This window comes from Streptomyces sp. CGMCC 4.7035 (genome assembly GCF_031583065.1).
Taxonomy (GTDB): domain Bacteria; phylum Actinomycetota; class Actinomycetes; order Streptomycetales; family Streptomycetaceae; genus Streptomyces; species Streptomyces yaanensis.
Map to the genome: position 1 here is coordinate 4,375,622 of NZ_CP134053.1, position 19,751 is coordinate 4,395,372.

Annotated in this window: 15 protein-coding genes; 6 read left to right on the forward strand and 9 right to left on the reverse strand. The window is 71.1% G+C overall.

Annotated features, from left to right (window positions below; translation table 11 throughout):
- Window positions 1-266: 266 nt before the first annotated feature.
- A complete protein-coding gene (locus Q2K21_RS18805; protein WP_310772390.1) occupies window positions 267-842 on the forward strand; it encodes a Dps family protein in 576 nt (191 codons plus the stop codon).
- A gap of 118 nt (window positions 843-960) precedes the next feature.
- Here the strand turns inward: Q2K21_RS18805 and Q2K21_RS18810 are convergent, their stop codons facing one another.
- The 3 genes from Q2K21_RS18810 to Q2K21_RS18820 form a co-directional block, all read right to left on the reverse strand.
- Complete coding sequence (locus Q2K21_RS18810; RefSeq protein WP_310772392.1) at window positions 961-1,233, reverse strand: DUF6510 family protein; 273 nt, start codon at window positions 1,231-1,233, stop codon at window positions 961-963.
- A gap of 98 nt (window positions 1,234-1,331) precedes the next feature.
- Complete coding sequence (locus tag Q2K21_RS18815) at window positions 1,332-2,075, reverse strand: ferredoxin reductase (protein WP_310772394.1); 744 nt, start codon at window positions 2,073-2,075, stop codon at window positions 1,332-1,334.
- The gene (locus Q2K21_RS18820; RefSeq protein ID WP_310772396.1) at window positions 2,045-2,644 is read right to left on the reverse strand and encodes a sulfite oxidase-like oxidoreductase; all 600 of its coding nucleotides are present in this window, start codon (window positions 2,642-2,644) and stop codon (window positions 2,045-2,047) included. Before Q2K21_RS18820 ends, Q2K21_RS18815 begins: the two co-directional genes overlap by 31 nt.
- Window positions 2,645-3,008: 364 nt before the next feature.
- On the opposite strand from Q2K21_RS18820, the gene Q2K21_RS18825 reads away from it, so the two are divergent.
- Together Q2K21_RS18825 and Q2K21_RS18830 are read left to right on the forward strand one after the other, a co-directional pair.
- Window positions 3,009-4,229 (forward strand): L,D-transpeptidase, encoded by a 1,221-nt coding sequence (locus Q2K21_RS18825; protein WP_310772398.1) that lies wholly within the window; start codon window positions 3,009-3,011, stop codon window positions 4,227-4,229.
- 148 nt (window positions 4,230-4,377) lie between these two features.
- Window positions 4,378-5,961, forward strand: coding sequence for a serine/threonine-protein kinase (locus tag Q2K21_RS18830; RefSeq protein WP_310772400.1), 1,584 nt, complete (start codon window positions 4,378-4,380; stop codon window positions 5,959-5,961).
- A gap of 192 nt (window positions 5,962-6,153) precedes the next feature.
- Here the strand turns inward: Q2K21_RS18830 and Q2K21_RS18835 are convergent, their stop codons facing one another.
- Entirely contained in the window at window positions 6,154-7,608 is a 1,455-nt protein-coding gene (locus Q2K21_RS18835; protein ID WP_310772401.1) for an MFS transporter, read from the reverse strand.
- Window positions 7,609-7,781: 173 nt separating this feature from the next.
- On the opposite strand from Q2K21_RS18835, the gene Q2K21_RS18840 reads away from it, so the two are divergent.
- Window positions 7,782-8,237 (forward strand): MarR family winged helix-turn-helix transcriptional regulator, encoded by a 456-nt coding sequence (locus Q2K21_RS18840; protein ID WP_310772403.1) that lies wholly within the window; start codon window positions 7,782-7,784, stop codon window positions 8,235-8,237.
- Between the two features lie 218 nt (window positions 8,238-8,455).
- Window positions 8,456-10,744 (forward strand): FUSC family protein, encoded by a 2,289-nt coding sequence (locus Q2K21_RS18845; RefSeq protein WP_310772405.1) that lies wholly within the window; start codon window positions 8,456-8,458, stop codon window positions 10,742-10,744.
- A 124-nt stretch (window positions 10,745-10,868) separates the two neighbouring features.
- On the opposite strand, the gene glpK is transcribed toward Q2K21_RS18845, so the two are convergent.
- Together glpK and Q2K21_RS18855 are read right to left on the reverse strand one after the other, a co-directional pair.
- Complete coding sequence (glpK, locus tag Q2K21_RS18850; protein ID WP_310772406.1) at window positions 10,869-12,383, reverse strand: glycerol kinase GlpK; 1,515 nt, start codon at window positions 12,381-12,383, stop codon at window positions 10,869-10,871.
- A 41-nt stretch (window positions 12,384-12,424) separates the two neighbouring features.
- Complete coding sequence (locus tag Q2K21_RS18855) at window positions 12,425-13,192, reverse strand: IclR family transcriptional regulator (protein WP_310772408.1); 768 nt, start codon at window positions 13,190-13,192, stop codon at window positions 12,425-12,427.
- 147 nt (window positions 13,193-13,339) lie between these two features.
- Between Q2K21_RS18855 and Q2K21_RS18860 the strand changes: the two genes are divergently transcribed.
- A complete protein-coding gene (locus tag Q2K21_RS18860) occupies window positions 13,340-13,768 on the forward strand; it encodes an ATP-binding protein (protein ID WP_310772410.1) in 429 nt (142 codons plus the stop codon).
- A gap of 116 nt (window positions 13,769-13,884) precedes the next feature.
- Here Q2K21_RS18860 and Q2K21_RS18865 read toward each other — a convergent pair whose 3' ends face one another.
- The 3 genes from Q2K21_RS18865 to Q2K21_RS18875 all read right to left on the reverse strand — a co-directional run bounded on the left by Q2K21_RS18865 (window position 13,885) and on the right by Q2K21_RS18875 (window position 19,644).
- Entirely contained in the window at window positions 13,885-16,794 is a 2,910-nt protein-coding gene (locus Q2K21_RS18865) for an ATP-binding protein (RefSeq protein ID WP_310772412.1), read from the reverse strand.
- Window positions 16,795-17,054: 260 nt separating this feature from the next.
- Window positions 17,055-18,062 (reverse strand): (-)-alpha-amorphene synthase, encoded by a 1,008-nt coding sequence (locus tag Q2K21_RS18870; protein WP_310772414.1) that lies wholly within the window; start codon window positions 18,060-18,062, stop codon window positions 17,055-17,057.
- Window positions 18,046-19,644 (reverse strand): cytochrome P450, encoded by a 1,599-nt coding sequence (locus Q2K21_RS18875; protein ID WP_310781084.1) that lies wholly within the window; start codon window positions 19,642-19,644, stop codon window positions 18,046-18,048. The genes Q2K21_RS18870 and Q2K21_RS18875 overlap by 17 nt, the downstream gene beginning before the upstream one ends.
- Window positions 19,645-19,751 lie beyond the last annotated feature (107 nt).

Consider the following 19,751-nt stretch of genomic DNA (forward strand, 5'->3'; position numbering starts at 1 on the left):
CCGTGCGGGGCGGCCCGGTCTCCGTGCGGGGCGGCCCGGTGTCCATGCGGCCGCGACGAGCCGCCGGGCACCGGGGCCAGGGCGAGCGGACGGCGACCCGTGTCGGTGAGCGCACGGCCCTCGGTCCGAGAGTGAACGGCTGGGACCGGCGGCGGGGCACGGTGCGCTCACGGGCTCCACCGCATGCGCTCTTGGACAACGCGCCCCCGGCATCCGCGCCTAGCGTCACTGGTGTACCAACAGCACAGCATCGCAGGAGGCATGTGATGACCACCAGCTCCAAGCCCGCGAGCAGCCAGCCGTGGCTGCATCAGAAGGGCGAGGTGATCCAGGAGTTCGGAACCGTCAAGCAGTTCCCCCTCGGCCTCTCCTATGAAGCGCGCATGTACTCCTGCCAGCGCCTCAACAGGGTCCTGGCGGACACGCAGATCCTCTACGGGCTCTACAAGAAGCACCACTGGAACATGCGCGGCGCGACCTTCTACCAGCTGCACCTGCTCCTGGACAAGCACGCGGGAGAACAGCTGGAAATCGTCGACACGATCGCGGAGCGGGTCCAGACCCTGGGGGGTGTCGCGGTGGGCGACCCCCGGCACGTCGCGGAGATCACCTCGATCCCGCGGCCCCCGGACGGGGTGGAGGAAGTCCCGGCCATGCTGTCGCGGTTGCTGGCGGCCCACGAGACGATCCTGGTGGAGGCCCATGACGCGGCTGCCCGGACCGCCGAGCTGGGCGACGACGGCACCAACGACCTGCTGGTCTCCCAGGTGATCCGCACCGGTGAGCTGCAGGCCTGGTTCCTGGCCGAGCACCTGGTCGACACTCCCCTGGTGCGCTCCTGAGCGCACAGGCCGCCGACGCCGCTCCCGCTGCCGCTGCCGCACACCAGCGGGAGCGGCTGCTCACGGAGTGAGGATTCGGGGCAGGAGGGTCGCTCCGCCAGGAGGGGTCGCTCCGCTGTTACGCGGTACGGAAGCGGAACGCGCCGGTGCCGCCGCCCACGGTGAGCCAGATGTGCTCCCCTTCCCTGACCAGCCGCAGGGCGATGTACGCGCAGCCGGGGCACCGTGCGGTCAGGCCCGGTTCGGGTCCGTAGACGTGCAGCCCGGCGAGCGGGCCCGACCGCGCGCACTCGGGACAGCGCCACCAGGCCGTGGTGGGCTCCACGGAGAGGATCTCCGAGAGCGGGCCGGCGAGGCAGTTGCCGTCGAGGTGGCCGGTTGCGTCTGCCATGAGGACCTCCCGTGCGGTGAGGATCGATGGTCGTCCGAACCGCTCGGTGCGCTGAGGATCGGATGCCGTCCGAAGCGCTCGGTGCGGTTGAGGGTCTGTCACCCGAAGCGTTCGGTACGGATGGTGGCGGGGTCTCGCCCCATGTCGGTCAGCAGGTTGCCGACGGCCTCGACGAATCCGGTGGGCCCGCAGACATAGACGGGGCTCGTCGGTTCGAGCCGGGCCGTCGGCTCTTCCAGGTCGGCCGGTGCGATACGGCCCGGAGCGCGCGTACTGCCCGGTGGAGCCTGCCGCGTGTACACGATGCGGACGTCGAGACGGGGATCCCCGTCGGCCAGGTGGTCGCGGTACCAGATCTCGTCGGGGGTGCGTACGGAGTACAGCAGGTGGAAGGGGCTGCGCGACTGTGCCCGGCGGTGGGCGCGGACCATGGCCGCCAGGGGGACGACGCCGGAGCCGCCCGCGACCAGGAGCACCGGCTCGGTCTGCTCGGTGCGCCAGACGAACCAGTTGCCGAGCGGGCCGCGTACTTCCACGTCCGCGCCCAGCGGCAGGTCGTCGGCCAGATACGGCGAGACCTCCCCGTCGGGAACGGTCTGCACGCCCAGCTCGATACGGTCGGCGTCGGCGGGCGCGGCCAGAGAGTAACTGCGCACGGCCTGGTAGCCGTCGTCGGCGGTGAGCCGTACGTCGACGTGCTGGCCGGGCAGGTGGCCGGGCCAGCCGGGCACGGTCAGGACCAGGGAACGGGCGGTGGCGGTCTGGGGGCGGCGCTCTACGAGCCGTGCTCGGCGCCAGGCGATGGCCACGGTCAGTCGCCCCAGTTGCGCTGCTCGCGCCACGGGTCACCGTAGTTGTGATACCCGACCGACTCCCAGAAGCCCGGGTCGTCCTCCAAGGTGAGCCGCAGTCCGCGCACCCACTTGGCCGACTTCCAGAAGTAGAGGTGCGGCACGAGCAGCCGAGCGGGTCCGCCGTGCTCGGGCGAGAGCGGATAGCCGTCATAGGTGTGGGCGATCCAGGCCTTGCCGTCGAGCAGGTCCTCCAGCGGGAGATTGGTGGTGTAACCGCCGTAGCTGCTGACGACGACGTAATCCGCGGCCGTCTCGACGTCCTCCAGGAAGGCGTCGAGGGGCACCCCGCGCCAGTGCGTGTCGAACTTCGACCAGCGCGTCACACAGTGAATGTCCTGGACTGTCTCCTGCTGCGGCAGGGCCATCATCTGTTCCCAGGTCCAGCTGTGCGTGTCACCGAGTTCCGTGGTCACCGTGAAGGCCCAGGTCTCGGTGGGGACCCGCGGCGTGGGCCCGGCGGACAGCACGGGAAAAGACTCGGTCGGGTACTGCCCTGGAGGCAGTCGGTCCGCAAGGGAACGGGAGCGCCCGCGGAAACCGGGTGAGAAGGAATTCACAGCGCCATCTCCTGGGGCAACGCCGTCGCATGCGGGGGTTCAGCACTCAGTGTCGGTGGACGAAAGCCGCTCGGCCACTCGGCGCTCAGCCCGTCGAGGAAGGACCTTAGGGCCCGTCCACGCAGGCGGATGTCCCGGCAGCGCACACTGCCTGCTCCATCAGCGCACTCTTCCGCGTTGTCGTGCCGGCGGCTTCGGTTCTTCCCTCGGCCTCACAACTTCCTGATATCCGCGCACCAGGCTGGCGCATGCCCCCGTCCGCGCGGCGCGACCGCGCCCCACGGCAACGACCGCGCGCTGCCCGGGGCCGCCGATCCCACGACCTGAGTGGGACGCGCCACTCACACGCACGACGGAGAACCCCATGCCTCGCACCCGCCCCGCACCGGCCCTCGCCGCCCTGTTCGTCCCGGCACTCCTTCTGGCCGGCTGCAGTGCCGGGCCAGGGGACGCGAAGAACCCGGCGAAGAACCAGGCGAAGACGCCCCAGGCCGCGGCCAGGGCCACGTCGGGCCCACGCATACAGGTGACCGCCGCCGATGGCCAGGACCACGTCTCCGTCACCCGGGGCGGCCGCGTGACGGTCGCAGGCGGCAGGATCACCGAGGTGTCCCTGACCACCGCGGACGGCCGCGCCGTGCGCGGCGGGCTGTCCTCCGACAAGAGAACCTGGACCCCTGATGCGGCACTCGAACACGGCACGACCTATCGGCTGACCGCGGCGGCCGCCGACGACGACGGCGACCGCAAGGCGACCAAGAAGATCACGTTCACGACCCTCGCCAAGAACGACGGTTTCGCCGCCACCTACACCCCGGAGAACGGCTCCACGGTCGGCGTGGGCATGCCCGTCTCGTTCACCTTCAACAGGCCCATCAGCGACAAGAAGGCCGTCGAGTCCGCCATCGACATCACCTCCAGCAGCGGACAGCCCGTCGTGGGCCACTGGTTCGGTGCCCAGCGCCTCGACTTCCGCCCGCAGGACTACTGGAAGGCACACTCGACCGTGACCGTCCGGATCCGCCTGGACGGCGTCAAGGGAGCCGAAGGCGCCTACGGCGAGCAGAGCAAGACCATCCGGTTCACCATCGGCCGCCGTCAGGTATCCACCGTGGACGCGTCCGCGCACACGATGAAGGTCGTCCGCGACGGCAGGACGGTGAGGACCGTTCCCATCACCGCGGGCGCGCCGAGCTCGACCACGTGGAACGGCCAGATGGTCATTTCGGAGAAGCTGATCTCCACCCGGATGAACGGGGCCACCGTGGGATACGCGGGCGAGTACGACATCCCCGACGTCCCGCACGCCATGCGGCTGTCCACGTCGGGCACATTCGTCCACGGCAACTACTGGGGACCGGACTCGGTGTTCGGGCATTCCAACATCAGCCACGGCTGTGTGGGGCTCAACGACGTCAAGGGCGGCAACGACTCCGGCCAGGACGCCGCCTGGTTCTACGACCACTCGCTCATCGGTGACGTGGTCGTGGTGAAGAACTCGGACGACAAGACCATCGCCCCCGACAACGGCCTCAATGGCTGGAACATGGCGTGGAGCCAGTGGACGGCGGGCTCGGCGCGCTGAGCTTTCGTCACAGGCCCGCCTGCCGGACGTGCGGAGGTCGGCCGGGCGGGTGTCCCGCAGGTCGCGACCCGACCTCCGAGTGGACCGCCGAGGGCGGTTATGGTGACGGGACACATCGAGGGGACAGAGCTGGCGGAGGGGCAAGGCTGTGTCGGACGAGGGGCGGCTCATCGCCGGGCGCTACCGGCTGGCGGAGGAGATCGGCCGCGGTGGCATGGGCACGGTGTGGCGGGCCCATGACGAGGTGCTCGCCCGCCAGGTCGCACTCAAGCGGCTGCACGCGCAGTCGCATCTGACCGACGATGAACTCGCCAGGCTCTACGAGCGCACGCGCCGCGAGGCGCGCAGCGCCGCCCGGATCACGCATCCCAACGTGGTCGTCGTCCATGACGTCGTGGACGACGACGGACGGCCCTGCATCGCCATGGAGTACGTCCCGGCGGCGACGCTCAGCGCGTTCCTCAAGGACGGCGAGGCCCTTCCGCCCGAGGAAGTTGCCCGCATCGGCCTCGGTATGATCGCCGCCCTGCGGGCCGCACACGCCGCCGGCGTCCTGCACCGCGACATCAAGCCCGGCAACGTCCTGCTCGGCGCCGAGGGCAGGGTAGTCCTCACCGACTTCGGCATCGCGCTCACGGCCGGCACGTCGACGCTGACCCAGACCGGGGAGATGGTCGGCTCCATCCACTACATGGCGCCGGAGCGGATACGCGGACAGCAGCCGGGCCCGGCGTCGGATCTCTGGTCGCTGGGCGCCACGCTGTACCAGGCCGTGGAGGGACGGCCGCCGTTCCACCGTGGCACCGCGATGGAGACCGCGTACGCCATCGCCGTGGACCCGCTGGAGCCGATGAAGCAGGCCGGACCGCTGGAACCGCTCATCGAGACCCTGCTGTCCAAGAACCCGGAGGACCGCCCGTCGGCGGAGCAGACGGAACGGGCCCTCAGGGCCGCGTGCTCGAACGCGCCGACGGCGGTGTTGTCGCCGTCTCCGGCTCCCGCTCACAACTCGTCCGGCACCGTGGGCGACAAGAGCCGGCCCCGGCACACCGAGCGGGTCTACGAGACCGATCCGGCTGCGCGAACGGAGCAGATACCGCCGCCCGGGAGGGCGGACGAGCGGGGGCGCGGCCGGGGCCGCAGGCGCTTCGCCCTCGTCTCGATCGCGGTCGTCATGGCCTCGGCAGCCACGGCTGTCGCCCTCTACACGACCTCGCACCACGGCGAGGAGCGGTCCGGCGCACACCAGAGCCGCGCCACGCCCAGTGCGTCGTACGCGCCCTCGCCCGTACCCGAGGGTTACCACGTGGTCGACGCCAAGCAGCTCGGCGTCTCCTTCCCCGTGCCGGACGGCTGGAAGGCCGGCGCGCAGGCGAGTGACCAGGTCATCTACACCGACCCGTCCGGTCTGGTCGACATCACGATCGGCATGGTGGACCCGGCCGGTGCGAACCCGATGGCGCACTTCGCGGACATCGAGGCCAACACGAAGATCAACTACCCCACGTACCGGCGGCTGCGGATGCAGCGGACCGCCTTCCGGGGCGAGCCGGCCGCGGTGTGGGAGTTCACCTTCAAGGGACGCGTCCGCGTCTTCCGTGCCATCGACCTCGGCTACGGCAGGGAAGGCGGGCGGGAGTACGACATCTATCTGTCGGCCCCGGACGCGCGGTGGGACACCTACCGCCCCGTCTTCGACCACGTCAGGGACGGGTTCACCACGACCGGCTGACCGTGTGGTCGGCCACGTGGGGCCCAGGAACGCCACCGTCGGTGCCACGGTCTCCGACGGCATGCGGGGGCTGCCCGGGCGCGGCCTGCGCCTCGTCGTCCTGCGGCTCGCCGCCGCCCGTCCGGGTCCGCGCCGGGGGAAGTCGCCGCATACGGCGGTGCCGGTACTCGCGCACCGGCACCGCCGAAGCCGTCAGGCCTCGACCGCGGCCCCTGTCGGCGCGGTGGACTTGTCGGCCTCGTCGCCATCTGCGGCGGTGCGTCCGGCCGGGATGACCGCGGCGATGGCCGCGGAGACCAAGGCGAGGCCGCCGCCGATCAGCAGAGCGGTGCGGAAGCCGTCCTCGGAGGCGAAGGTGTAGCCGCCCATGGTGGTGGTCAGCTGGGCGAGGATCACTCCGATGACTGCGGAGCCGATCGAGGTGCCGAGCGAGCGCATGAGCGTGTTGAAGCCGTTGGCGGCGGCGGTCTCGGAGAGCGGGACCGAGCTCATGATCAGGGCGGGCATCGAGCCGTAGGCGAGGCCCACGCCACTGTTGATGACGATGCAGACCATCATCAGGCCCACGGCGGAGCCCATCAGGGCCATGGACAGTCCGTAGCCGGCGGCGATGACCAGGGCGCCGCAGACCAGGGTGAACTTCGGACCGCGGGCATTGGTGAGCTTTCCGCCGAGCGGAGAGACGATCATCATCATGATGCCGCCGGGTGCCATCCACAGGCCGGCCGCGAGCATCGACTGGCCCAGGCCGTAGCCGGTGGCCTTGGGGAACTGCAGCAGCTGCGGCACGACCAGCATGCTCGCGTACATCGCGAAGCCGACGAACACGGAGGCCGCGTTGGTCAGCAGCACCCGCGGGCGGGCCGTGGTGCGCAGGTCGATCAGCGGGTCACCGGTACGCGTCTCCCACAGGCCCCAGGCCGCAAGCACCACGACGGCGGCGGCGAACAGGCCGAGCGTGGTCGCCGAACCCCAGCCCCAGTCGGCGCCCTTGGAGACGGCCAGCAGCAGACAGACCAGGCCGGCGCCGAGACCGATCGCGCCGGGCGCGTCGAAGCGCTGCCCCTTGGCGCCGGCCGGTACGTCCGGGATCAGGAACCAGATCAGAACCGCGACGACGACGGCCAGGCCGGCCGAGCCCCAGAAGAGCGCGCGCCAGTTCGCGTACTGGGCGACCGCCGCGGCGACCGGCAGGCCGAGGCCGCCGCCGATGCCCATGGAGGCGCTGACCAGGGCGATGGAGGAGCTGAGCTTCTCCATCGGGACCACGTCACGCAGGAGGGCGATGCCGAGCGGCACCATGCCCATGCCCATGCCCTGCAGTCCACGTCCGACGATCATGGAGAGGGCGGAGGACGAGAGCGCGCACACCACCGAGCCGGCCACCAGGGGCACGGAGCAGACGAGGAGCATGCGGCGCTTGCCCACCAGGTCGCCGAGACGGCCGAAGACCGGCACGCAGACGGCCGCCACCAGGAGGGTGACGGTGATCACCCAGGCCGCGTTGGAGGACGAGGTGTGCAGGATCTGCGGCAGCTCCGCGATGAGCGGAGTGACCAGGGTCTGCATGATCGCGGCCGTGATGCCGGCGAGTGCCAGGGTTGCGACCACGCCGCCTGCGCGGGCCGATGGCTGGGGGGCGCCCATGTCGGGACTCCTCGGATGTCTTTCGGGAAGAGCTCGGTATGAAGGAGATGTGCATCGTACATGTCGTATGTATCGCGCACATGATGTGGCTCATGCACAGCCGTATGGGAGGATGGTCGGGGCCGCCCTCCGGAACGTGATGTGCGGCGGCGCGAGGGAGGAGGCTCGGGCGCATGGTGAAGCCGACGCACGAGGTCGAGTACGAGCAGATGCTGCTCAACCGCCACATGTTCCTGGCCCAGAGAGGCGGTCGCCGCAAGGACGGCGTGCTGGAACGCAGCGCCTACATCCTCCTGAGCCGCATCCGCGTCCAGGGACCGATGTCGATCGGCGAGCTGAGCGACGCCTTCGGGCTCGACGCCTCCACCCTCAACCGCCAGACCGCCGCGGCGATGCGCGCCGGTCTGGTCGAGCGCATCCCCGACCCCGACGGCGGGATGGCCCGCAAGTTCCGCATCACCGAGAAGGGCGAGGGCCTGCTCGACGAGGAACGCGAGGGCATCGTCGACGCCCTGGACCAGGTCATGGCTCACTGGTCGGACGCGGACATCGCTGCCTTCGCGGCGTACCTGAAGCGCTTCAACACCGACATCGAACGCCTCGCGGGGCGCCCGTGGCCCCGTCCGTGAACCCGGGCGTTCCGGCGTAACTGGCCGGATCCTTGAAGGCAGGGGATGCCCGCGTCGTCGAAGGCAGGGGATGCCCGCGTCGTCCCGGCATGATCACCCGACCGGCCGCCGCTCAGCCGCTGCTCGGCGCAACCGGACACCGCGCGGGCCTCGTGCCCGGCGGATACTCGACCTCGACGGGGTCCGCGGGCGCCCCGCCGACAGGAGGTTGGGGGCGCATGCAGACACCTGGCCGCATCCGGCTCGGGCGGGCCGCGGCGTGGCTGCGTGCGCACGATCCGGGCCTGGCCGCGACCCGCCGGGCCGCGCGGACCGCGCTGGTGATGCCCGCTCTGTTCGCGCTGTGCGGGCAGGTGGTCGGCTCGCCCGTGATGGCGACGTTCGCGGCGTTCGGCTCGTTCTCGATGCTGCTGCTGGTGGAGTTCACCGGCCCGATGGTGCAGCGGCTGCGGGCGCACCTGGGCCTCGCAGTGGCCTGGGCGGTGCTCATCTGCCTCGGCACGCTCGTGGCTCGCGAGACCTGGCTCGCGGTCACCGCCACGATCGTGGTCGGCTTCCTGGTGCTCTTCATCGGCGTCGTCAGCTCCGTCCTCGCGGGAGCGGCGACCGCGCTGCTGCTGGCCTTCATCCTCCCGGTGACCTCCCCCGCACCGCCGGCGCAGTTGCCCGACCGGCTCGCCGGAGCGGGCCTCGCGGCGGCCGCCGCCATGCTCGCGATCTCCCTGCTGTGGCCCCGGCCCACCGCGGACCCGCTCAGCGCACCCGCCGCCCGGGTCTGCCGCGCGGCGGCGGCGCAACTGCGTGCCGACGCGTCCCGGCTGGCCGGCGGCCCGGACGCGCCGAGCGCCCGGCGGTGCCGGGCCACCGCCGACCAGGCCGTCGCCGCGGCGGCCGACCTGCGCAGTGCCTTCGACGCCACCCCCTACCGGCCCACCGGTCTGTCCGCCGGCTCCCGCGCCCTGGTCCGCCTGGTCGACGAACTCACCTGGCTGAGCGGCATCGTGGCCGACAGCGCACCCCCGCACGGCGGCCGTCCGGCCTGCGACCCCCAGGCCCACACCGTCCGCCGGGCCGCCGCCGCTGTCCTGGACCGGGCGGCCGAGCAGCTCGACGCTCCGTGCGGCACGCCCGACGCGCTCCGCGCCGCCTCGGCGGACCTGCGCACGGCCATGGCCGGCATGGAGCACAGCGCCACCACCCGACTGCCCGTGCACCGGCCGAGACCCACCACCGAGTCGGAGGTCCGTGCCTTCCTCGGCACGCTGGACCTCTCGTTCCGGGCCCAGGAGCTGGGCTTCGCGACGCTCCGGATCGCCGGCGACGTGGACCTGTCCTCGGCCGCCGAACGGCGCAGCTGGCGGGAGCGGCTGCTCGGCCACGAACCCGGCGCCCTGACCACACCGCTGGCTGCGGCCCGCGAGCGGGCGGTCGCCCATCTGCAACCGAACTCGGTGTGGCTGCACAACAGCCTCCGGGGAGCGGTCGGACTCGGCATCGCGGTCGCCCTGGTGGACCTGACGAGCATTCAGCATTCGTTCTGGGTGCTGCTGGGAACCCTCTCGGTGCTGCGCTCGAACGCGCTCAGCACCGGACAGAAGGCGATGCGCGCCCTGGGCGGCACGATCGCGGGCTCGCTCCTCGGGGCCGGTCTGCTGGAGCTCGTCGGCCCCCACGGCACCCTGCTGTGGTTCCTGCTGCCCCTCGCGGTGCTGTTCGCCGGCGTCGCCCCCGCCGCCGTCTCGTTTGCCGCCGGCCAGGCGGCCTTCACCCTCACCCTCGTCATCCTGTTCAACATCGGCCACGACCCCAACTGGCACATCGCGCTGCTGCGGCTCCAGGACATCGCCATCGGCTGCGCGGTGAGCGTGCTGGTGGGCCTGTTCTTCTGGCCGCGCGGGGCCGCGGCCGCCGTCGACCAGGCCCTCGCCGAGGCGTACACGGACGGCGCCCGGTATCTGGCCGGCGCGGTGGAGTACGCCGTCGGCCGCTGCGGCACCGGCCCCGCACCGGCCGAGGCCCCCGAGGAGGACGGCCGTCAGGCGGCGGCCGCCGCCCGAAGACTGGACGACGCCTTCCGCAGCTACCTCGCCGAACACGGCCCGAAGCCCGTGCCGCTGGCCGACATGACCACCCTGGTCACCGGTGTCGTCGGACTACGCCTCGCCGCCGACGCGGTGCTGGGGCTGTGGCGACACGACGGCGAACAGCACAGCGGAACGGATCACGCCGCGGCCCGCCTCGTACTGCTGGGCTCCGCCGGCCGGGTGTCCGGCTGGTACCGGGAGCTGGCCGCCGGCCTGGACCGGCACACCTCGGTCCCGGACCCGCTGCCGCGCAACCCCGCGGTCGAGGCACGCCTGGTCGAGTCCCTCCGCCGCGACTTGTGCGACGCACAGGCGCAGGCCACGGCCGTGCGCATCATCTGGACGGCCGACTACCTCGGCGCCGCCCGCCGCCTCCAGCCCGCCCTGGCAGCAGCCGCGACGCGGCCGGGCGGCGCGTCCTGAGAGCGCGACGGTGTTCGCCGTGCCGGGGCGGCACAGCCACACAAGACACGTCGGGCCCTGCGGAGCTGTGCGCCCTGTAGGGCAGGTGCGGGGGTCCACGTCCGGGTCGAAGCGGGTCGGAGCGTCACGGGCGTTTCCGTGGCTGGAGCCAGCCGAAGGACCGCTCGACGGCTCGCTGCCAGCATGCGTACTCCCACTCCCTCCGTTCGGGGTCCATGTCGGGCAGCCACTGGGCGGCCCGGTGCCAGTTGCCGCGCAGGACCTCCAGGTCCGGCCAGTAGCCGGCCGCGAGGCCGGCGGCGTAGGCCGCGCCGAGCGAGACCGTCTCGGCGACCAGCGGCCGCACGACGGGCACGTCCAGCACGTCGGCCAGGAACTGCATGAGCAGGTTGTTGGACGTCATGCCCCCGTCCACCTTGAGCTGCTTCAGCGCGAGCGCGGAGTCGGCGTTGATGGCGTCGACGACTTCCCGCGTCTGCCAGCCCGTGGCCTCCAGGACGGCTCGGGCCAGGTGGCCCTTGGTGATGTACGAGGTGAGGCCGACGATCACACCGCGGGCGTCGCTGCGCCAGTGGGGTGCGAACAGACCGGAGAAAGCGGGGACGATGTAGCAGCCGCCGTTGTCCTCGACGGTGCGCGCCAGGGTCTCGATCTCGGCTGCGCTGTTGATCAGGCCCAGACGGTCGCGGAACCACTGGACCAGTGAGCCGGTGACGGCGATCGGGCCTTCCAGCGCGTAGACCGTGGGCTGGTTCGCGATCTTGTACGCGACGGTGGTGAGGAGCCCGTGCCGGGACCGCACGATGTCCGTACCGGTGTTCATCACCAAAAAGCTGCCGGTCCCGTAGGTGCACTTCGCCTCGCCGGGCGAGAAGCAGGTCTGTCCGAACAGGGCCGCCTGCTGGTCGCCGAGGGCGGCCGTGATGCGGACGCCCGGGAGCACCGAGCGGGCCTCGCCGTAGTCCTCGGCCGAGGGCCGGATCTCCGGCAGCATCGGGCGCGGCACCCCGAAGAACTCCATCAGCTCTTCGTCCCAGGTCAGCGTCTGGAGGTTGATGAGCATGGTGCGGCTGGCGTTGGTGGCGTCGGTGATGTGCAGGCCGCCGTCCGGTCCGCCGGTGAGGTTCCAGACCAGCCAGCTCTCCATCGTGCCGAACAGCACCTCGCCGTCCTGGGCGCGCTGCTCCAGCCCGTCGACGTGGTCGAACAGCCAACGGATCCGGGGCGCGGAGAAGTAGGTCGAGGGGGGAAGACAGCAGCGATCGAGGAAGAACTCGTCACCGGGTTGTTTTCTCAGGTCCTCGACGAGCGGACCGGTGCGGGTGTCCTGCCAGACGATCGCCCTGCCCAGCGGGACGCCCGTCTGCCGGTCCCAGAGCACCGTCGTCTCCCGCTGGTTGGCGATCCCGATGGCGGCGATCTGTCCGGAGTCGATACCGACGTTGGACACCGCCTCGGGCACGATGCGCTGGAGATTACGCCAGATCTCCAGCGCATCGTGCTCGACCCAGCCGGGGCGGGGAAAGTGCTGCTGGTGCTCCCGCTGGACGACGGACACCAGTCGCCCGCGGTGGTCGAACAGGATGCATCGCGTGGAGGTGGTGCCCTGGTCGATGGACATCACATACCGTTCAACCATGATCAGGTCTGCCTTCCGATACGTCGCGGAGGCGCTGGGACCTACCAGCGGGCCGCGCCCAGGTCTCTGGAAATCGCCCGTGCGGCCTCCCGGAGCAGGGTGATCAGGGCCGGTTGGGGCCGGCCTTTGCTGTCGCAGATCCGCTCGACCGGGCCGGATACGCCGATCGCACCCACCACCAGGCCGCCGTGTCCCCGGATCGGCGCGGCGACTCCGGCCTCGCCCATGGTCATTTCCTGCACCTCGGCACCCCAGCCGAGCTCCCGGATCTCGACGAGCGCCCGGTTGAGGTCGTCCGGGAGGACCACGGTGTGCCGGGTGTAGCTCTCCAGTCCGGCCTCCAGCAACGGCTCGACGGGTTCGGCCCCGAAGGCCAGCAGGACCTTGCCGAGCGAGGAGGCGTGCAGCGGCAGCAGCGCTCCCACGTCCAGGGTCTGGAGCGTGTCGTCCGGGCGGAAGACGTGGTGGACGACGAGCACCTTGCCTTCCAGGGGCGTGCCCAGGCGGACGGCCTCCCCGCTGCGGGCGGCCAGGGCGTCAGCCCAGTTGATGGAGCGCGACCGCAGCTCATTGACGTCGAGGTAGCTGGTGCCGAGGTGCAGCAGGGCCGCCCCGAGCTGGTACTTCCCGGTGGTCGGGTCCTGCTCCACGAAGTCCACGTGTTGCAGGGTGCGCAGAATGCCGTGGGCTGTGCCCTTGGCCAGCCCCAGCGACGACGCCACCTCGCCGAGGCCCAGCCGACGGGGACCGCCGGCGAGCAAACGCAAGATCGCCGCCGCCCGTTCTATCGACTGGACTGGGCCGGCCATGATGCGATCCTAGTTCCGAATCCGCCTCGCTTCAGGACTTGCGTTCGGTAATGCCGACCGATGTTCATTGACCGGCCGCCTTTCCGTCTCTAACGTGCGATATCGCCCGGCTTCCGGCCGGCAGAGCCGTCTGGAGGAGGAGGGCACATGACACTCGCGCAGCTCAACGCCGCGCCTCGCGGGGAAGTCGAGTACGTCTTTCCGCTGCCGCACGCCCCCAAGGCGGTCCCTGCCGTACGCCGACGCGTGGACGCGGTGCTGACCGGCTGGGACCTTTGCCCGGACGGCGCCCAGGACGTGCTTCTGGTGGTCTCGGAACTGATCACCAATGCGATCGTGCATGCCCTGCCTCCGGCGACGCTACGGCTGTCGCGGAGCCGGGTGGACGGGCGCAGGGCCGTGCACGTCGAAGTGACCGACACGGGGCCCGCGACTGCGGCCGGGCTGTCGAATGCGGAGGCCGACCCGGACGAGCACGGCCGGGGCCTCAACATCGTCACCATGCTGTCGGCCCGGTGCGGCGTACACGTGTACTCCGGCGGGACCAGCCGGTGGGCCGAGGTGCTCGTGGGATGAGATGTGCGGCCCGGCGACCCACCTCCCCTATGCCGTACCTACGTCGTCGGCGGGGCAGGTAGCCACGGGACACACGGTGTCGGACCTTGGGAAGGGACACCCCTGGACGCCGTGCGTCATGAGCGTGGACGGGGAAGGGTCTCCAGGGCGCCGGCGAGGCCGGCGGCGTCGGTGCCGATCTTTCGGTAGACGGCGCAGAGCAGTTGCCTCACGCCCTGCTCCGTCAGATGCAGTTCCTTCGCGACCACCGCCTCCGGGTGGCCCTGTGCCGACATCTCGGCTGCCCTGCGCTCAGGAGCGGTGAGCGTGTCCGTCTGCGTGTAGCGCAGGGGCAGCGGCCGCAGACCCGCCGCGGAGAGTTCTTCCCTGGCCTGGGTCGCCAGGGCCTCCGCGCCGCAGTGGACGGCGCCTTCGAGCCCCCGGTAGAGCCGGTCGGCGGCCTCCTGGAGCCGGCCGTTGCGGAACAGCGCCGCGCCGTGGCCGACCAGGGCCCGCGCCAGGTCGTACGAGGCCGGTGAGCGTTCCAGGTGCCCGACGGCTTCCGCGTGCAGGTCGAGCGCGGCCGGTCCGCCGGTCACCTCCGCCTCGGTGTGCAGCGCCCGGCCGATCGCGGAGGCCGCGCCGAAGTCCCGTGCCCGCTTGACGGCGTCCTGTGCCAGGCGGATCGCCCGATCGGGTGCGGTGGGGGCGACGGCGCACGCCAGGTCCAGCCGCCAGCGGCACCACGCCGGATTGCGCCAGGCCCGCGAGTCCAGCCACTTCCCGACGGCGGACAGCAGGCGCTCCGCCTCCTCGTGTCGCCCCTCGGCCAGGAGCAGTTCGGCGTACACCGTCCGGGGATCGGGGTAGACGACGGCGTTCGGGACGATTTCGCCGTAGCGGTAGGAGTCGGCGAGCCGGCGTGCGGCCGCGGTCCGGCCACGGGCCAGCAGGGTCTGGATGAGGATGCCGATGGCGAACCACTGGGCGGGCACCGCCTCCTCCACCCGGTCGGCGATGCGCAGGCCCTCGCGCACCAGTTCCTCCGCCTCGGCCAGGCAGCCACGGCGGAGGCGGATGTAGCCGAAGAGGGTCTGGCCCAAGGCCAGGTGGGAGCCGCGCCAGCCCTTCGCCTCGCACTCCGCGATGCCCCGGGTGAACAGCTCTTCGGCCCGGCGTGGCTGGTCGCAGTACATGAAGGTCAGGGCGACCGAGACCGGTACCTCGAAGCCCCGGTTCTCGTCGGTCCAGCTCAGCCCGCCGCGCAGGGCCTCCTCGGCGTAGTGCAGGACGGTCTTGCGCGACTCGCCGCGCAGCAGGGCGTCCCAGGCCCTCAGCCCGAGAATGTAGCGCTCCTCAAGACCGCGGCCGGTCAGTCGCTCGGCCAGCCGTGCCAGCCTGCGCGATCGGGCCGGTGAGTCGGGCTCGTCGGTGCGGCAGGAGCTCCACTGGAAGTGGTCGGCCTGCAGGCGCAGTCGCGTACGGGCGTTGATGGCCCCTCGCGCCTCGTTCTCGGCCACCGCGGCGGCCTCCGCCACTCGGTCGGTGTGGGCCAGCGCCTGGGTCAGCCGGTAGACGATGCGGGCGCGCAGCTCATGATCGGTCACGGGTTCCGCCAGCGCCGCACGCAGGTAGCCGACGGTCGCCGTGGGCTCGATCAGAAAGGTCGAGCCCGCGAGTTCGTGGAGCAGTGCGGTGCGCTCGTCCTGAGCGGGTGGCTCCCGCAGCGCCCGGGTCAGCACCCGCCGAGCGGCCTCCGGAGCCCCGGCCCGAAGGTACTCATGGGCGGCCTCCCGCAGGCATGCGACGGCCTCGGCGTTGCCCTCGCAGGGAACCTCCAGCAGGTGTCGGGCGGCCGCGGTGGCCCCGAGTCCCGCCGCGCGGACCGCCTCCGCGGCCGCGTTGTGCAGCCCGACCCGCAGAGCCGAGGGAATGGCCCGGTAGACGGCTGTGGCGATGAGGGGATGAACGAACTCGAGGTCGCCGCCGGGCCCTTGGCCCGCGGCCAGGATCCGGACGGCGCGCAACTTCTCGGCAGCCTCTGCGGCCTGCTCCCTGCCGACCACCGCGATGGTGGCCGCGAGTTCCGGTGAGATGGACGTGCCGAGTACGGCGGCGGCCCAGGCGAAGCGGACGGTGGGCGCGCCGAGCCGCTGCAGGCACTCGATCAGTCCGGGACCCTTGACCGCCGAAGCGAGGTCCCGCAGCACGGGCAACTCGTCCCGGGTGCCCGTGACTTGCCGTTCCCCGAGCCGGATGGCGAGCTCGACCGTCTCAAAGGGGCTTCCGCCGGTGATCGCCCAGCATTCGCCGCAGAACTCGTCCTCGGCTCCCTCACCCACTTCGTCGCGCACGATCCGCGCCACGCCGTCGGCGGTGAGCGGCGCCAAGGCGTAGGGACGGTTTCCGTGGCGTTCGGCGAGCGAGCCGAACGCGCCCGCCCCGGGCGGCAGTTCGTCGGGCCGGTAGGCGACGACGATCAGCAGCGGAAGGTCCGCGGCGCGTGGCGCGAAGGACGCCAGCCAGCTCAGCGACTCCTCGTCGGCCCAGTGCATGTCGTCCAGGAGCAGGACTACGGGTGCCCTCATCACCGTCAGGCGGGTCATGACCCAGTCCAGGCCGTCGCGCACCCCCGTCGGATCCGGCACCCGGGCGGTGCCCTCCGCCTCGAGCCCGAGCGCGGCGGCGACGATGTCGTACCAACTCCCCAGTGCCTCCCTGCGATCCGGCTCGTCCATCGACGCCAGGACCGGTTGCACGAGCTGGCGCACCACGCGGAACGCCAGGCCCTGCTCGTTCTCGCCGCCCTTGGCCGAAAGCACCGTGCATCCTAGTGCGGCGGCGCGGGCGCGCACATGGGTGAGCAGGGTCGTCTTGCCCAGTCCGGCCGAACCGGTGAAGGCGAGCAGTCCACCCTGTCGCGCTCGCCCGACGCCGTCGGCGTCGGCGCGGAGGTCCGACAACGCGCGGCCGACCGCGTGGAGTTCCCGATGGCGCTCGAGCAACGTCGGATGCCCGGTGATCGGTTGCCGTGGTCCGCCCGCCATGTGCCCCTGCCGCTTCCTGCCGTCAGCTCCTGGAAGACAGCGTTGAGCGTACGCCTCCGTGGTGGCTCAGCAGAGGCTTTAAGACGTCAGCACCTATGGAAAGAGTGAATCGCCGACGCCGCCGGTTTGCCCGTCCTCACCCCGGGTAACGCGGCTGAGCCGGGCTCCTTTCGGAGCCCGGCAGGTGGGCCCACAGGGTCCGGCGTCATCGACCGACCAGTACGGGCGTACGGGCCTCACGCGCCGACCGGTACGGGCGTTTACGGGCCGACCGGTAGGGCGGCCGTGTCCGCGTAGCGTGGCACCTCGCGCGACCAGTAGTAGCAACCACGGATCCAGTCGGCCATGCCTTCCACGTAGCCCATGCCGACGGGGCTCAGTTCCGGCTTGATCTCCCGGTGGAGCCGCTCGAACTCATGGATGGTGTCGTTGATCCGCCTTGTCGCCAGTACGACGGCCTCCGGCAGGGAGCAGCCGTACTCATGACGGTAGGCAAGGGCCAGATTGATCACTCCGCCCGCCCGTTGCTCCTTCACCGCGGAGAAGAGGTCCGGAATCCACACCGCCGCATCGGCCGACAGTCGCCGCAGGTGCCGCACGGCGGGGTGGGAGAGCTCGTCGAGGGCCAGTTCACCGGGCTGTGCTGCCTCGCACAGCGGGTAGAAGGGCTCGACGCCCGCGGTGAGCGACCGAATCGAACCGCACAGCCCGATCCGTACGCGGAGAGGGTCGGTCTGGGCCACCGCCTCGTACAACAGGCCGTGCACGTACTCGCGGCTGTGCCATGCCCATCGCGCGGCCTGTGCGGGGGTGCAGTGCTCCCTGACCTGCCGGTGAAGATCGGCCAGGGCGGCGCCGAGAGGAGTCATGGGCGGCCGGCCGTCGCGCAGGATGCCGACGCTCTCGCAGAGCATCGGCAGCAGCCGGCTCGGCCACCGTCGGCCGATCTCTTCCGCGCGGTCGTCGAAGACGAACTGGTAGGCGATCTGATTGGCCACGATCTGGAGCATGTCGGCGTTCATCGTGGGGCTGTTGTAAGAGGCGAGCTGGGCGGGGCGGGTGTAGCCGATCATCGCCCCCACGTCGGGGTCATCGGTGAGCCCGTATTTGCGTAACCAATTCTCGACACCGGCCATGGCCTCGGGTTCATGCGGATTACTGAGGAACGGAAAGGGCATGTAGAGCTCGGCCTCGATCAGCTCCTTCAGGCTTCCGGCCGAAATTCCACCGCGCGATGCGGGCACGCTGCCTTCATGCGTCGTCGGCACCTTTGTCACCTTCCCTTCGGCAGTCCCGTTTCCGGGGTGTCGCCCTGATTCCGGTTGTGAGGGAATTCTGCTCGGATCGCGAGGGACTTTCGCGTAAACCACAAGTGACTTCCGCGCGGGGGGCGGGAGACGATTGCGCGGGGCAGGACGGGTCTTTGCCCGGGATACAAGGAGCCTGCGCCGCCGCTTCCCCGGCCGACGCGGGCGAACGACGCTGCTCACAGATCATCTCCAGCGACCTCGGCCCGAGCGTCGCCGCGGGGCGCGGTTGCTCGACGTGCCCTGGCAGCGGGCGCAGACGCCAGCGACTGGCGATCGTCGCGACGGCCAGCGTGGCCTCGGCCAGGGCGAACGTGTCGCCGATGCATTTGCGGCCACCTGCCGCGAAGGGCAGCATCGCGCCGCTCGGTACGGCCGTGGCCCGCCCCGGCAGCCAGCGTTCGGGAAGGAACCGGTCGGGATCGGGGAACGACGCCGGATCGTGGTGCAGGAGGTAGGGGCTGTACAGGACGGTGGCTCCCCTGGGGAGCCGGAGCCCGGCGAGGTCCGTCTCCCTGGTCGTGATGCGGGTGAAGAGCCAGCCGGGCGGATACACGCGCAGAGTCTCGGTGATGAGGCAGCGGGTGTAGACCAGGCGCGACAGCTCCTGCGGGCCGGGCCGCCGCCCGCCGGCGAGAAGCACGTCGACCTCGGAGTGCAGCCGGCTCTCCACCTCCGGATGACGGGGCAGAAGACTGAAGACGGAGCCCAGACACATCGCCGTGCTCTCGACTCCGGTGAGCAGGAGCGTGATCAGTTGGTCGTGGATCTCCTGTCCGGTGACCGCCGCTCCCCTGTGGTCTCCCCCGGCGTGGTCTGCCTCGGCGGCCAGCAGGGTCCCCAGCAGATCGTCGCGGGGCGAGCCCCGTCGACGCTCGTCGACGGCCGCGTCGATGATCGCGTGGAAGCGGACGAAGGCGCGCCGATAGCGGCGGTTGGCGGGCGTGGGAATGCGGAACAGCGGGGCGAGGGGCATGACCGTACGGATGAACAGGCCCCGGACGAGGGCCGCGAGGCAGTCGCGTACCTCGGCGACGGTCGCGGCGTCGAGTGCGTCGGAGAGGAGGACACGGCTGGTCACCCGGGTGGTCAGAGCCAGCATCGCCGCGCTCACGTCGACCTTCTCCCCGGGCCGCCAGTCACGGAACACGGCCTCGGCCTCCTCCGCCATCACCCGCGTGTAGTCGGTGATGCGGGACGGGCGGAAGGTGGGCTGGATGAGCCTGCGCTGGCGTCGATGCTCCTCGTGACCGCAGGTCACAAGACCGCCGCCCATCAGCGGCCGGAGCCTGTCGTACTGCGGACCGCCCTTGTCGAAGGTGCGCGTGTCCATGAGTATCCGGTGGACCAGCTCCGGGTGGCACGCCAGCCAGGCACGCTGGAGGCCCAGTCGTATCTCGACCAGATCCCCGTGTGCGGGTAAGGAATTCAGAAAGGCCAGCGGACGGCGGAACAGAGTGATACCGTGGCCGACGAATGGGAATATGCCTGGTGCATTACCCACCGTCCATGCTCGCTCTGGTTGCGGTTCGACACCGCTCATCGATTGCACCTTCCTCAGCCGGCACCGGGAAATCGGCGAATGTTCCGCCGACGTGACACCCGCATCATGTCCTGCCCATTCCAGCCCGCCCTCGGCTCGCCGATTCC

Coding starts and splice junctions, on each gene's coding strand:
- Q2K21_RS18805 (WP_310772390.1), top strand. CDS start 267: ATGACCACCAGCTCCAAGCCCGCGAGCAGCCAGCCGTGGCTGCATCAG.
- Q2K21_RS18810 (WP_310772392.1), bottom strand. CDS start 1,233: ATGGCAGACGCAACCGGCCACCTCGACGGCAACTGCCTCGCCGGCCCG.
- Q2K21_RS18825 (WP_310772398.1), top strand. CDS start 3,009: ATGCCTCGCACCCGCCCCGCACCGGCCCTCGCCGCCCTGTTCGTCCCG.
- Q2K21_RS18835 (WP_310772401.1), bottom strand. CDS start 7,608: ATGGGCGCCCCCCAGCCATCGGCCCGCGCAGGCGGCGTGGTCGCAACC.
- Q2K21_RS18840 (WP_310772403.1), top strand. CDS start 7,782: ATGGTGAAGCCGACGCACGAGGTCGAGTACGAGCAGATGCTGCTCAAC.
- Q2K21_RS18845 (WP_310772405.1), top strand. CDS start 8,456: ATGCAGACACCTGGCCGCATCCGGCTCGGGCGGGCCGCGGCGTGGCTG.
- glpK (WP_310772406.1), bottom strand. CDS start 12,383: ATGGTTGAACGGTATGTGATGTCCATCGACCAGGGCACCACCTCCACG.
- Q2K21_RS18855 (WP_310772408.1), bottom strand. CDS start 13,192: ATGGCCGGCCCAGTCCAGTCGATAGAACGGGCGGCGGCGATCTTGCGT.
- Q2K21_RS18860 (WP_310772410.1), top strand. CDS start 13,340: ATGACACTCGCGCAGCTCAACGCCGCGCCTCGCGGGGAAGTCGAGTAC.
- Q2K21_RS18865 (WP_310772412.1), bottom strand. CDS start 16,794: ATGGCGGGCGGACCACGGCAACCGATCACCGGGCATCCGACGTTGCTC.
- Q2K21_RS18875 (WP_310781084.1), bottom strand. CDS start 19,644: ATGAGCGGTGTCGAACCGCAACCAGAGCGAGCATGGACGGTGGGTAAT.